The sequence below is a fragment of the Bradyrhizobium sp. RDM12 genome, from assembly GCF_051917485.1.
Taxonomy (GTDB): Bacteria; Pseudomonadota; Alphaproteobacteria; order Rhizobiales; family Xanthobacteraceae; genus Bradyrhizobium.
The window spans coordinates 7,599,409-7,612,926 of sequence record NZ_CM133064.1 but is presented as its reverse complement, the minus strand read 5'-3'; the positions used below and the strand labels follow the sequence as shown (position 1 = coordinate 7,612,926).

At 60.3% G+C, this 13,518-nt stretch carries 10 protein-coding genes and 2 pseudogenes; 2 read left to right on the top strand and 10 right to left on the bottom strand.

All coding sequences use genetic code 11. The features are described from left to right. Positions 1-200: 200 nt before the first annotated feature. Positions 201-329, bottom strand: a complete 129-nt coding sequence (locus ACTGJ9_RS37080; RefSeq protein WP_256374932.1) for a hypothetical protein — start codon at positions 327-329, stop codon at positions 201-203. Between the two features lie 269 nt (positions 330-598). Here ACTGJ9_RS37080 and ACTGJ9_RS37075 point away from each other — a divergent pair, with 269 nt between their 5' ends. Next, positions 599-796, top strand: a complete 198-nt coding sequence (locus ACTGJ9_RS37075; protein WP_456675056.1) for a hypothetical protein — start codon at positions 599-601, stop codon at positions 794-796. A gap of 384 nt (positions 797-1,180) precedes the next feature. Here the strand turns inward: ACTGJ9_RS37075 and ACTGJ9_RS37070 are convergent, their stop codons facing one another. The 7 genes and pseudogenes from ACTGJ9_RS37070 to ACTGJ9_RS37040 form a co-directional block, all read right to left on the bottom strand. Next, positions 1,181-1,567 (bottom strand): response regulator transcription factor, encoded by a 387-nt coding sequence (locus tag ACTGJ9_RS37070; protein ID WP_456675055.1) that lies wholly within the window; start codon positions 1,565-1,567, stop codon positions 1,181-1,183. 96 nt (positions 1,568-1,663) lie between these two features. Then, positions 1,664-2,335 (bottom strand): response regulator transcription factor, encoded by a 672-nt coding sequence (locus ACTGJ9_RS37065; protein ID WP_456675054.1) that lies wholly within the window; start codon positions 2,333-2,335, stop codon positions 1,664-1,666. After that, a pseudogene (locus tag ACTGJ9_RS37060) lies at positions 2,335-4,314 on the bottom strand (PAS domain S-box protein). The gene ACTGJ9_RS37065 and the pseudogene ACTGJ9_RS37060 overlap by 1 nt, the downstream one beginning before the upstream one ends. Positions 4,315-5,027: 713 nt before the next feature. After that, positions 5,028-5,399 (bottom strand): hypothetical protein, encoded by a 372-nt coding sequence (locus tag ACTGJ9_RS37055; RefSeq protein ID WP_456675053.1) that lies wholly within the window; start codon positions 5,397-5,399, stop codon positions 5,028-5,030. Positions 5,400-5,860: 461 nt separating this feature from the next. After that, a pseudogene (locus tag ACTGJ9_RS37050) lies at positions 5,861-6,230 on the bottom strand (transglycosylase SLT domain-containing protein); the annotation flags it as partial. Positions 6,231-8,627: 2,397 nt separating this feature from the next. Then, positions 8,628-8,897: a DUF2934 domain-containing protein gene (locus ACTGJ9_RS37045; RefSeq protein ID WP_456675052.1), complete on the bottom strand. Its 270-nt coding sequence runs from the start codon at positions 8,895-8,897 to the stop codon at positions 8,628-8,630. A 322-nt stretch (positions 8,898-9,219) separates the two neighbouring features. Next, positions 9,220-9,636 (bottom strand): hypothetical protein, encoded by a 417-nt coding sequence (locus ACTGJ9_RS37040; protein WP_456675051.1) that lies wholly within the window; start codon positions 9,634-9,636, stop codon positions 9,220-9,222. A gap of 763 nt (positions 9,637-10,399) precedes the next feature. Here ACTGJ9_RS37040 and ACTGJ9_RS37035 point away from each other — a divergent pair. Next, positions 10,400-10,576: a DUF6894 family protein gene (locus tag ACTGJ9_RS37035; RefSeq protein WP_456675050.1), complete on the top strand. Its 177-nt coding sequence runs from the start codon at positions 10,400-10,402 to the stop codon at positions 10,574-10,576. A 482-nt stretch (positions 10,577-11,058) separates the two neighbouring features. Here ACTGJ9_RS37035 and ACTGJ9_RS37030 read toward each other — a convergent pair whose 3' ends face one another. Then, positions 11,059-11,622 (bottom strand): ATP-dependent DNA ligase, encoded by a 564-nt coding sequence (locus ACTGJ9_RS37030; protein ID WP_456675049.1) that lies wholly within the window; start codon positions 11,620-11,622, stop codon positions 11,059-11,061. 328 nt (positions 11,623-11,950) lie between these two features. Next, on the bottom strand, positions 11,951-13,054 hold the full coding sequence (locus tag ACTGJ9_RS37025) for a S1C family serine protease (protein WP_456675048.1): 1,104 nt from the start codon (positions 13,052-13,054) through the stop codon (positions 11,951-11,953). Positions 13,055-13,518 lie beyond the last annotated feature (464 nt).

Sequence of the window (13,518 nt, the reverse complement as noted above, 5' to 3'; positions counted from 1 at the left end):
GGTTACCCTCGGGAAGAGCCGGGTGCGGGAAAGCCGCCTGCCCGGATCTGTGAGGGCGAAAGCCAAATGGCTGAGCTACTCGACCACGACCGAAGTGCCAATCGTGAAATCAAGCTGAGGTGCAATTCGTTCGCGAGCCTGCGCATTTGCGAAAGCACGCGGGCGAAGACCCTGGCATCGGAGAGGCCCTCAGCCCGATATCAACGCACCCCAGTGCCTTTGCAGCGCTGGCACTTCACCACCTTGTCGCCCTTCTTGAGCAGGCCTTTGCCCTCGCAGTTCTTGCATTTCTGCTTCTTCTTGATGTTCGGGCCTTTTTCACTGACCATGGAAGTCTCCTGCCGCGAGAGGCGGTTCATTGGCGTTTAGTAGGCCGGTGGCTCGGCGAGGGGACAATCCAGAGGGACCCGATTCCGCTGCCGTTTTCATTCGATATCCATGCCCGGGCTTTTTTGTAGGCATGGGGCTACAGATATTCGTGGTGTCTTGCCGATCTACCCCGATGGTGCGCGAGCTGCAACAAGGAGGTAAGGCGGATTGCCATTGCTGGCCGGTGCGTATGCCGCTTTGCCGCGCGCTGTGCGACGGCTCATGAGAGGTGCGCACCTCACTGCCGAGCAACCGCATCTCGGCGAGGAAGGCAGGCGACGAGTTCGAGGCCGTCGCCGTCAGGGAAGTCCTCGCATGGCAGATCGAGCAGGCGATGAAGGAGAAGAACATATCGCGCAACAATCTGGCGCAGGCCATGAAGACCTCGCGCAGCCAGATCTGGCGCCTGCTCGATGCAAAGAACTGACGTAACTGCCGTCAGCACATACTTGCAACACGTGCTATGCTGTCTGTCCTCAGCGGGTCAAATGCACTTTCCCAGGTTTCAAACCCGAAATGAGCCTTAAGGGCGTTTTCGAGGATAATTGTCAATCGGCGCCGAACTCGGCCCGTTGAACTAACGGCGGCAATTCCTTGTCGCAGCTGACCGAATTTGCGTTGAGGTGGGGTCCCGATCGGCGCCGATCGTGACCCCATCCCAACGTTGGCTTTTTTAATTTCGTTCAGACGGATACTGCCGGTACTTCAAGCGACGTGACCCCGGCGCCGATTCTCAGCTATCGCACGGCAAGCCCTCGGGAGAAGCAGGGCTTCTCTGATGTCGGTGTCGCATTCGCTGATTGTCGGGCAATCACTCCATGGTCTCGTCACCTGGTGCGAGCGCCTGCTCCAGGCATTGCATCAGATCCGAAGCGGCGAACGGTTTGCTGAGGAAGCAGACTGCCCCGGCCTTAAGCGCACGCACACGCACGTTCTCATCCGAAAAAGCTGTAATGAATATGAACGGCATAGCCGAACCCTGCGCCCGAACCTGCGTCAGCAGATCGATTCCAGTTGCCAACGGCATCTGCACGTCCGCGATCACGCAGGAGGTGTCGTTCAAATCAGTCGCCCTCAAAAATTCCTCGGCGGAGGCGAATGTATGGACGATGTAGCCGCGCGATTCCAAGAGGTTGTTGATCGCGGCCCGCACGTAGGGGTCATCATCAACCACCGAAATGACCGAAGCCGGTGACAAAACGTCCGCTCCTCGCTCGGGGGTTACGCTTGCCGCCATTACGGCCACACATGAACCAGTAACGTGGACCTGCCAGTCACTATTGGAAACTCATACTTAGGTTTGTACGTCGGGCTTGCCGGGTCGAATCCCGAGCGCCTCGCTCATCCTCACGAGGTCGGGCAGCGACTTCGCACCCATTTTCCGCATGATCTGGCCGCGATAGATCTTAACGGTGATTTCCGCCAAACCGAGCTGGGCGGCCACTTGCTTGTTCATCAGTCCCGAGGTCACCAGTGACAATACGTCCCGCTCTCGCGAGGTGAGTGACTCGAAGCGTGATCTGACGCTCGAGACCGTCTTGCTGAGATCGCGGCGCTTGCGGTCTCGCTCGATCGCGGCCTGGACTGCGTCCAGGATGTCCTGATCGCGAACCGGCTTGGTCAGGAAGTCGATCGCGCCGCTCTTCATGGCCCGAACGGTCATGGGAATATCACCATGACCCGTGATGAAAATGATGGGCGTGTGGATATTTGCCTTGGCAAGATCGGTCTGCAGGTCGAAGCCGCTGGCTCCGGGCAGGCGGATGTCGAGCACCAGGCAGCTGGGGACTTCCGGCGGCTTGGCTTGCAGGAGTTGCGGGGCCGAGCCGAACGCTTCGACCTTGAGGCCGACCGACTCGAACAGATTGGTGAGCGCACGGCGCATGGACGCGTCGTCGTCGACGATGAAGACGATTGGCTGATCGCCCTCCTGCTGCGGCGACGAAGGCTCCGCATGATCGGTCACTATGCATCCTCTCGATGGAGCGGCAGGGTGATCTGGCAAGTCGCGCCGCGCTCCTGGTTCGGTAAGGCGGAAAGGCGTCCGCCATGGGCCTCGATAATCGAGCGGCAGATCGACAGCCCCATGCCCATGCCGGAGGACTTCGTCGTAAAGAACGGCGTGAACAGGCGGTCCATTGCCTGTTCACAGATTCCACGCCGCAGTCGGAAACGCTCACCAGCGCCGCGCCATCGCCGTTCGCTGCTGAATGGATCGCCAGCTCCCTCGGGCTATCACGGACGCCTTCCATGGCCTCGATCCCGTTCATGATCAGGTTGATCAGGACCTGTTGCAATTGGATACGATCGCCAAAGATCTTGGGCAGTGCCGACGAGAGCTCCATTCGCACCGATACGGCATGGCTGGCCATCTCGCGCTGGACGAGCGCGACGGCCTCGCGCACGACCACGTTGACGTCGAGAGGAGCCATCTCGATGTCTGACGGCTTGGCGAGCGCCCGAACGTGACGGATCACGTCGCTGGCGCGCTTGCCATCCTCGATGATCCACTCTACCGAGCGGCGCGCCGCCTTGAGATCGGGCGGGCTGCGCTGCAGCCACGCCAGGCAGGCGTCGGCATTTGCGATTACGGCGGCGAGGGGCTGGTTGATTTCGTGGGCAATTGAAGCCGTCAGCTCGCCCAATGTGGTGACGCGCGTCACATGGGCGAGCTCGGCTTGGGCCTTGCGCAGTGCGTCTTCGGCCTGATCGGCGCGGATGGCCGCGGTCACGTCGGTGCAGACGCCACGATAGCCCAGAAAAACGCCGTCGGCGTCGAAGAACGGTTTGCCGCTCGTCCGGACGTAGATCGGCTGGCCGTTGCGGTCCTTGCTGCGATACACCAAGTCGCGGAACGGAATGTGTGCGTCGAGCGCCGCCCGATGCTGCCGCCATTTGTCGGGCTCTAGATCGGAGTCCGGAGCAATGTCCCAGCGTGTGAGCCCGATCAGGCCAGCGGGAGTGATGGTGATATCTGAGTGTTCGGATATCTGAGTGACGCGATGGTCCGGCCCCGTCTCCCAGAACCAGTCAGAAGCGGTTTCGGCATAGTCGCGAAAGCGCTGTTCGCTCACGACGCCTGCGTTCCGCCTCTTTGGTCGCCGTGACGTCGGTCACCGATCCGACGAACTCCACGCGACCGCCGGAATCTCGCATCGCCCGGGCTATTGCCTGGACGTACTTAATGGAGCCGTCGGGCATTAGGAGCCGGTATTCGTGGTCGTAATCTTTTCCCTCTCGGGCCGCCCGGGCCGTGGTCTGCTGCACTGCGAGCCGGTCTTCCGGATGGATCCGCTGAAGCATGAATGGGATCGCTGGCCTGGTCCCCTCGTCGCATTGGAAGATGCGATAGGTCTCCTTGGACCAGGTGATCTCGCCGGTTGCGGACCTCCAACCGAAACTGCCGGTGTGGCTCAATTCCTGCGCCTGCGTGAGGTAAGCCTCGCTTTGTCGCAGCGCATTCTCTGCTTCCTTGCGCTCGGTGATGTTCTCGCAGGCGACCAGCACGATCGGCCCGCTATCGGCCCGCAACATGGTCTTGGCGTTCTCGCGCACCCATAGCACCGAGCCATCCTTGCGAACCTTGCGGATTTCCCAAGTGTGTGACTGATCGACGGTCTTGAGGCACAGCGCGACACACGCGCGGACGAAATCACGATCCTCCTCGAAGAAGACCTCCAGCACCGATCGGCCGATCAATTCCGCAGCCGTATAGCCCAGTTGCGCCGCGCCGAACGTGTTCACGTTGATCACGGTTCCGCCCGGGTCGACCATGAAGTACATGACCGGATTATGCTCGAAGACTTGCTGCCACTGCTTGACCGCCTCCAGCAGACCGGCGTCACGGGGCTCGGTGCGCGGCTTGGCAGTGACAGTTTGCCTGACGCAGCCGACGAGGAATTGCGTGGCTGACTTCCCGAACGTTGCTGCCCGGCCCGGCTTCATCGCAGACGCTCCCGGCGCTCTCTGCGTGAAGACCAGTAGAGCACGTTGCCGCCTGAGGAGCAATTCCGGCCAAAGTCGGATGGGCCTTAGGGCAGTTCGCCTTGAATGACTGCTCTCCAGCGCGGAGCATTCGCGGCGGCCGTGCAACTGACGCAGTGTGCGTCGTCTCGTTGAACATCAACCAGCGTGCGCGTTCCCGGCGATTACGGGACAAACTTAGGTATAGCTCCTCCATTCCTAGTGATGTCGGCCATTTACCTCCGTACAATTGAGCGCCTCGTGGCCGACGGACTAGACTCATGACCATCGGGAGTGTCGACCAGCCAATCGCGGCGACGTACGAACCTGGTCTGAACCGTACGGCCCAGGCGTCTCGCCGACAGGCGCTCGCTGACGAACCGGCCGCTGCATTTGTCGACCCACAGCCGCCTTGCGGCAATTCACGACCCGCGTGAGGTCGAACGGAACAAACAAGAGCGCAAGCAACAGAGCGAGACAAGAATGTGCAATACATCGGAACTTCCTGAGCCTCGCCTGTCCGAGTCCGAAAGTTGCTCTTCGGGTAGCGGCTGTGCCCTATGTGGCGGCAAGTTTGGTCTGATCCGTTACTATTCCTGGCGCACCGCGCTCTGCTCCAAGAAGTGCGTTGACCGCTTCCGCACCCGCCGAGAACGCGACCGCCGGTGGTTGTTTCGGGCTCAAGTCGCGTGAGACTAAATTGGAGAGCTGACATCGCTCAGTAAGTCTGATCCGGGAGTCCGCGCGTTGAACCGCTCATGTAAGCTCTTCTGCTCGATGGTACTCCTCGGCTCAACTGCGACAGTCCAGGCGCAGGAGACGGACAGGGTACCGTTCATCGTCAGCATCCGGCTCACGATCAGGCGCTGCACGAAAAATTCTATTCGACTTGGCACATGCCGGATAATCCGAGCCTCAGTTGTTGCAACAGCGCTGACTGCTATCCGACTGATATCAAGTGCATCGACGGCCAGATCTTTGCACGGCGCAGGGAGGAGGGCAGATACATTCTGGTCCCACCGCAAAAAGTGGAGCGAAACAGAGATAATCCGGACGGCCGAAATCATCTATGCGCTCCATCGCCCGCATTATCTCCGCCGGACGGCGTTTACTGCTTCGCTTTGGGAGGTGCCATATGAGATTCGCGTTCGTACTGGTGAACGGCCGGACGCCGTTTCGGCAGACTTGGTGCATGCAGTGCTGCGAGCCGATCGCCGAGAGCTATCTCCGCGACATTGGGACCCGGCTGCCTTACTGCGACCATCGCTGTTACATGCTGTTCTGCGAGTCACTTGCGAACGATCGCGTAAGAGCGGCTTCATGAAAGTCGCGGTGGTCAATCACCAGCCTCCGCTGTGCGCGGCCACGATACACGCTTGGATCTTTGCAAGAGCCTTGACCGGCGCATGCTTGGACGGTCGCGATCTGATTGATGGAAGGAGGTGACACCTGGCTGCGCGACTGTACGCGCGTGGAAGCCGCAGCACCCTAACCTCGCAGGCGCCGCGTCCAGCCCCGGCGGCGTCGACTATGGAACGGGTGCTGCGGCCGCCACGGGTGCGGTTGCACCGGCCTCATGCGTCACCACGCGCTCGTCGTTTTTGCCGGCAACCATGCTGCTGGCCTCAAGCCGCTCGCGGTACACCAACACGTTCTCGATCACGCGCTGAACGTAGTTGCGCGTCTCCGACAGCGGGATGCGCTCGACCCAGTCGACCGGATCGACCTTGGGATCCCGGGGTCGCCGCGGGCCTGCACCCATTCGCGCACGCGGCCGCGGCCGGCACTATAGCCGGCGAAGGTCATGATCTGGTTGCCGCGATATTCTGACATCAGTGCGCTGAGGCTCGGCTGCGCCCCATCTGCGTGTTGTAGACGGGATCGGAGACCATCTGGTTGGATTGCACCAACCTCGGCATTTGGCTCGGTGGTCAGGAATGCGTAGAGGTCGTTCGTGGTCTCCCCTCTTTGACCTTCCGGTCCGAGGTCCAGTTGGTCCAGATGCCGGCAAAGCAGGGGACCCGGCGGAGATATTTGCCGGCATCGAGACCTACTTGAAGGGCAGCTTCGCCAAAACGATTGAACACGCGCCGATCACCGTTGCACCGCCGCCATATTGGGCGTGAAGTGTGCTCACCGTGTGCTTGAATCTGCAAATGAGAAAGAGTGAAACAAGATCAATTAGACGCCCGTAATAGCGAATCACGGGACATGCCGCGACAAGCATGACCGCTTGTACTTCGGTGTCGGAATGGGATCTTAGAGCTGGTCAATTGGATCGACTTGACGCTCTGGTGAGAGGCGAAGTGACCGGAGGCTCTCCCGGGGCGGCTAGCAACCAGGCAGCCCCCCACATAGTTTATTGCGTCCCACGAAAGCGCATGCACGATGGGCCCGCGGTCGGCGGCAGCGCCGACGCTCGGCTCCTGTGCTACGGATCAGGTGCGGACCTCCGCAGTACGGGAGCCGATGTGTCCGGGGTGTACAGCGCGGGCTACAGCCCCTTGGTCATCCAAGGTTGAGGATGGAACGTCTAAGGTTTGCTAGCGGGATATCCTCCGCCGGAGTAGCACGGATGAAATTCAGACTTACACTTGCCGCACTAACCGTTCTCGGTGGGACGGCATTCTCAATTGCAACGGCATCGACAATGCCAGTTGCTCCGCTGGGACAATCCAACAACGTCGCGAACGTCGAGACAGTAGCCCTGGTGTGCGGCCGGCACGGATGCGTCCGAACTCGCCCCGTCTATCGCCCTGCCTATCGGCGCGGCGTAGTCGTCGTTCGTCGTGCCCATCGATACTATCGGCGTTATTGAGTCCAAAGTTCTCGTTCGCGGCTCCCCGCGTAACCGGCAAGGAGGGCCGCCCACTGAGGCGGCCTTTACTTCATCTTCTTAGGTCCAATGCTAATGAAGTAGATCGGCTTTCCGGCGTCGTTCGTAACCTCTAGGTTCCATTCGTGGCCCGGCCGGAATGCCAGATAAAATTGCCTCAGTATAATCCATGATGTTGATGCCGGATTCGCGATCTGATCCCGTGCACCAGGGAGGCGAATCACATGCGCGAGCAGAACGTTTTCTCTCAGCCTACGTTCGTTGATTTGCGTCCGAAGTGCGAAGACAAAGACTGTCACATCGTCACCAGCCGGAGATCTGTCATTCTCGACCCGCGTGATGGTCGCCAGATCTCCGTCTACCAGTGCCCGAATTGCAGTCGCCTTGCTTGGAAAGACTAACTTGGCAGGCGGCTCAAACCTCAACCGAACGGCGGCGCTTCATGCTGGCCGCCGCTGTGGCTCGCCGGCTCGCAATGCCCATCCTAAGCGCCAGCTCTTTGAGCAACTCAATCTGCAAGTTGGGGCAGAAGCCTGCTCTGGATTCTGGACTGCCGCGTCTGACGCCCGGCCGCACGATCTTTGTAGGCACCGGCTGGCCGGCGTTCCGGAAGTGGCGCTCAGTCAGATGCGTTCGCGGTTGCAAGTTTTTCCCATGCGCCTTTTTTAGCGCTCATCAGACCGAAGGAATCCTGAGGAATACGACGATCGCTACCACGACAAGGGCAACAACGGTCAGAGCCAGCTTATCTTGGTACGGCGTTGATCCGCGTCTACGGTTTTTGCAGCTGCGAGGGACTACGCTGACGGCCCTATCACATCGTACTCGAAGGCCATTCCCTGTGACGAGTACCGCGGTACGCACTGGGATAGAGATCCCGTCGGCTGTCGAGGCTGGCCGGTTTTCCTTTTAGTGCGACGCAACCAGCGTCGCCATGCTGAATGCGATTACGCACGCAGCTGCCAAGGACCACAGGGCTATCACGATCTGCTTGGGCACGTGGTGGCCTCCAGGCGACGGCCCGTCTACCCTACTTCCGGGCGAGCTTGGACCGCATACCGGCCAGCATCGTATTAGCAACGTGCCGCCAGATCAGGTTCATCAGGACTAGCATGCTGGCATCCCGTGTTCGACCCCGCGACTATCGCCCCCGCATGTTTCAGGAGGATTTCGCCGGAGTGGGAAATGGCTTCGTGCAAGCTGGAAAGGGGTTCACCGATGCACGCTGCGGGGTGTAGCCGCACATACGAAGGCCGCAGCGGAGGTTAAATCGCTGCGGCGCACACATAGTCAAAAACCGGGTTAAATATGCATTCGGGTCCGGCGTTCAGCTCGACTCCCGACGAGCGACAGATCGCCTCTACGTTCCGCCTGAGGGGCTTACCGTGTGAAAGTGAACATAAGTCAGAACTGCCGGGCTTTAATTTGTCAGGGTTGCGCCTTGAGGCACTTTCCAGGGTCAGTTGCCGGTCTGGTCGGCTGGCGCGCTGATCTGTCGCTCCGCCTCGAGCCAAAACTCGAGGTCGCGCCGGGAAGGGCGTCCAGCCTGTTCCCACAGCTGATAGGCGCGCGCCGTGATCTGGGCGCGCCGGGAAGAAGAGGGGAATAGCTTGCGCCTGAGCTGATCAGCAAACTGCCGCAGCCTGCTCGCAGTGTTCTCGTCCCCGGTGTATGCGGCGGTCCGGGTAGCCAATGCGATCTGATGCTCGAGTTTTTTCCGATCATCCATCGGAGCCGCTCCATTCCTCCTAAGACGACTCCAGCAGGGCGCAATTGTTCGACGCGGCGGCAAATTGCGTTGGCCTGCCAATCCCTACGTTGTCAGTTCACTTCTGCACAAACGGCTCTTAACCTCGCCGCTCGCCTGCGCTGTACCAAGCGCAAAAATGGGGTTAGCCTCGACCCGTTTTCCCTCGGAAGGAGAGAAGGGGCGTGGGCGAGTTTCCGGAACGAGTTCAAACGAACATGGACGTGGTCCTGGATCAGGTCTGTGCGGAGTTGCCGAATGGCGGCGATCACGAAAGCCGCCGGTATGTTGCCGAGCAACTCATTCAAGCGGCGCGGGAAGGCAAGATCACATTGGGCGAGCTGAGCTCTGCCGGTCGTCGGCCATCGTCATTTTGAACAACGCGCCGGACGAGAGGCATCGGCAGTTGCAAGGCGAACGAGCGGTTTGCGGTCGTGGCGACAAAGGCATCCAGCTCGGGCGAGAGCTCCAGCCTTTCGCGGGCGGCGCGACGTGCCAGCGCGTCGGCGACCTCGCAGGCGGCGTGGCGAGAGCAGCCTTCGAGTGAACGCGACGATCCGGACCGGATAGGCGTACCAGCCGGATAGCAGGTCGCGGGCACCGTCTCAAGATCGGTGTCCTGCTCGTCCGTCTCCCGCGCAGGCGCAGCCCGTGCGCGCCGACGAGATAGGTCTCGCGATTGAGGCGATTCGAGCGGCACGATCGAGAGCGAGAAACGCATCCGCTTACTCCAGAACTGGAGGCGGAGAGACGGCCCCAGCTTCAGGGGGCGGCCCCAGCTTCAGGGGGCGCCTTTGGGGATGGCCGGGGCCGCTCCGCCACTCGGGTTGCGAGCCGGCGCGGACTCAAGCAAATCACGCCCCGCCCGTTCCGTCGCGCGTCAATAGATTCTCGCCTGGCGTCAGCAGCACCCTGTAAATTTCACGGTGTCCTCGATTTCCCTCGCGACTCCCAAAGCAAAGGGCCGCTGTCCGGAGACAACGGCCCCTCATGCTTCCGGGGTTCAATAATTCCGAAATGAAATGGCTTCGCCGCCCGGACTGCCAGTTTTTCCCGGTCAACAGATCGTTGCCATATCAAATGTGAATCAGTCTCGAAATTTCAAAACGGCAGTCCGGAACCGGAACCATCATTGCACGTTGGAGAAAAAATAACTCCGTGGGAGTCCGACCATGGCGCCGCGTCGCAAGATCACGCAAACTTCCTCGCTCGAAATTCGCCTTACCGAGGAAGCAAAGCGTCTTCGCGATGAAGCCAAAAGCCTCCCACATGGTGCGGATCGCGAAGCCATCCTCCGCAAGGCACGCCTAGCGGAAACCGGCTCACACATGACAGAGTGGCTATCGTCCCCCGGCCTACAACCACCAAAATAGAAACGTCGCTACTGGCGATGTATAGCCAGGCCCTCACCATCCCAGACCCTTGGCCGTGGGCGGTGACTGAGAAACGCGACTGCGCTCCCGCCTCACGGATGGGAGCACGCTATGCCGCACTGCTATTTCCATGTCCTCGATGGGATAGCCCTCACGGACGACACTGGCACGGAGCTTGTTGACCGAGCCGAAGCGAAGGTCGAGGCGGTCAGACTGGCCGGCGCAATGCTGATGGAGGCGCTTCCAAGCCGATTTTTTAGGAAGCAGAAACGTGGCAGTGCGGGATAGCCCTTCGCTCGAGGATGGACGGACGCTCTTGGCCTTCGCTCTCTCTGGGAAAGAAGCGGGCGCTCAATGATAGATATGGAAGGCGCGCGCAAAATCACCGCGAGCTATGTATCGCAGCTGCTCGCCCTAATTGTGTGCGCCTGAAGGGAATCCCGATGCGCCTTGCATTGCCTTATCTTGGAATTTGTCTCTGCGCGTCCGTTGCGGCGTGGTTATTCCTTCACGCTGATCTGTTGACGGAGCAGATCCTTCGTCAGTGAGCAGCCGCACGAAGGGCGGGTGCCGCTCTCATGCAGATCGATCCTGCTTCACTGCAATAAATTGATGCACCGCCCGGATGCATCCATCTTCGCGGGGGCCGTACCGCGGAGCATGACACCCGGAATTTTTACGGGTGGTCGCCGTTTCCGAATTTCTGCTGCATTTGCCTCAGCAGATACAGGGTCCGGCGCTGCGGCTGCTTGACAAGGTCCAGGTCCAACTCACGGCATTTCGCCGTGATCTCCTCCCATTCGCGACACAGATAGCTGGACAGTGAGATCGGCTCCGGTTTTCCAGGCCGCGCGCAGGTCTTCCTCGGCCATCTCCGACCACGGCAGGCCAGCGTTGAGATCAGGCTCGCGGTCAGGCGGCGGCGATGGTGACCTGTCCCGGCTCACTGTCCTGCCGTGCGCCGCGCTTGTAAGCCACCTCAAAACTCCCTGGTCATCGCTGGATGTGGTCCGATTCTTGACCTTGATCCATTCTTTCGATCGCCCGGCCTGGTAGGGGCGATCGCGACGCTTTGAGACTAGGCCTTCCAATCCCATGCTGACGGCGGCCTGAAACAGATCGGGACCGATCTCGCCGAGTTCGAAGGGCGAAATGAAAATGCCTTCGGGGCCGCGCAACAGGCACGACAGGCTCGTCTTGCGCATCGACAGCGGCAGTTTCCGGAGGTCGTCGCCGTCCAAAGCCGGAAGGTCGAAGGCGTAGAGCTGGACCCCACCATCATGCTTTTGCGAGTGCAGGGCATTAAAGTCGGACACGCCGTCGATGCCCAGCACCGCGGCTCCCATCAAGCACGAAATGCTTCTGCGGTCCTTCCGTGCCGCCTCGACGGTCCATGGGAACCACTCATCCGCGTCACTCCTGAACCAGATACTCCCTCTCGCCGCTTCGATCGGTACGCTCAAGCCACTTTTGCGCGCTCTCTTTGGAGGCAAAGAGCCTGACCGAATCGGGATCTCCGATCGCTCTGGACGCCGGATTGGGCAAGCAGAGCCAAATCGATCCTTCGACGGTGTCGGGGATGCATGTATTGGGCCGATACTCGCGTGCTATCGGGCTTGTATGGATCCGAACCTCAAGCCCGCGTTCAAATCCGGCCCCGTTTCATCGCTGGGCAAGCTGAGAGGTGTCCGCGATGTTCAGCTTGACCGTGCGGGTTTCTCCGCCGCGGTCAATAGTCAGGGCGATCTGCTTGCCGATCCCTTCGTCCTCGAGAATTGAAGTCAATTCCTCCATGCTGTGGATGGGTTTTCCATTCACTTCGGTGATGACGTCCCTGATCACTCTGTCATCGCTCACGCCTTCAATTCCGGCTTGCGCGGCCGGAGAGCCGGGCAGCGTTCGCAGAACGATTATGCCGTCAATTCCGAGGCTTGTTGCCTCGCCCTGCTTGACCGCCACGATACCGATCCCTGGCAAAGGGACGTGACCGTTGCGGATCAACTCGGCTGCAACGCGGTTGACGGTGTCGACCGGAATGGCGAATCCGATTCCGGCCGACGCACCCGAGCCGGACACGATGGCGCTGTTTACGCCGATCAGCCGACCTGCACTGTCGAGCAGCGGGCCGCCAGAGTTTCCGGGATTGATGGGCGCATCGGTCTGAATCATCCCTTTGACCTCACGCGCAGTCACCGACGGCAGTCTCCGACCGAGTGCACTCACGATCCCGGAGGTCAGCGTCTGGTCCAGCCCGTACGGATTGCCGATCGCGAACGTGCTCTGGCCGACCTGCAGATCAGCCGAACGACCTACGGCAATGGGATGTAGCGCCGATCTTGTCCGCTCCAGCTGAAGAACCGCCAGGTCGTAATTTGGAGCGGCACCCAACACATGCGCTTCGAGGAATTCACCCGACGTCAGTCGAACACCGATCTGGGCCGTACCACTGATGACGTGGTTGTTGGTGATTACGTGCCCGGCAGCGTCCCACACTATGCCCGAGCCAGATTGTACGACGCTGTCCTGTTCGTCGGAAAAAACGGATGTGCTGGGTCTTCCGCGACCGAACACATGCACGACGGATGGCGATGCCTCCGTGAACAGACGGACAGTCGCCTGCTCGTTCGCGGCGAGGTCGGCGCGGGGGGCGATAGTACGGGGAGCAGACGCGGAAAACCACAGTGCCGACAGGTAGGGCTGCATCACCCACATGGTTGCCAATGCCAGCAACCAGACGATCGCGAAGCGCAGGAAACGAACGGGCACTCTGATGCCTCCTTGCCGGCATCTCAATTTCAGGAGCCCTCAATCGTTCCTTGCGACGGTTCGGAAGCCCGACCGGGCGTACGACCTACTCGCGCAGATATACGGCTGGTTCAGTGTAGGATTCGACAGCCCGGATCTGCGGAATGCGATGTCGTTGCTGGACAATCTGGGCATGAACGGTACCGAGCGCTGCGCGCCATCATCCCCGCCCGCCAAGGTGCATGGATAACCGCCGCGCTCCCGGTAGCGTGTTCGTGCCGCACCCCAAGTCGCTGCCCGATACCGGGGGGCGATCCCTTAGATAAGATTGGATCAACAAGAGCTTTTTGGATCGAGCTTTGTGATCATCTTCACCAGAGCACTCAGCTGATGCGCGTTTTCACATTTGAACACACCAACTGATGTTCCATAACAACTCATTTGCGAATCTCCGTTCTTGGTAGCGCAGCAGCTCGAATGCTGTT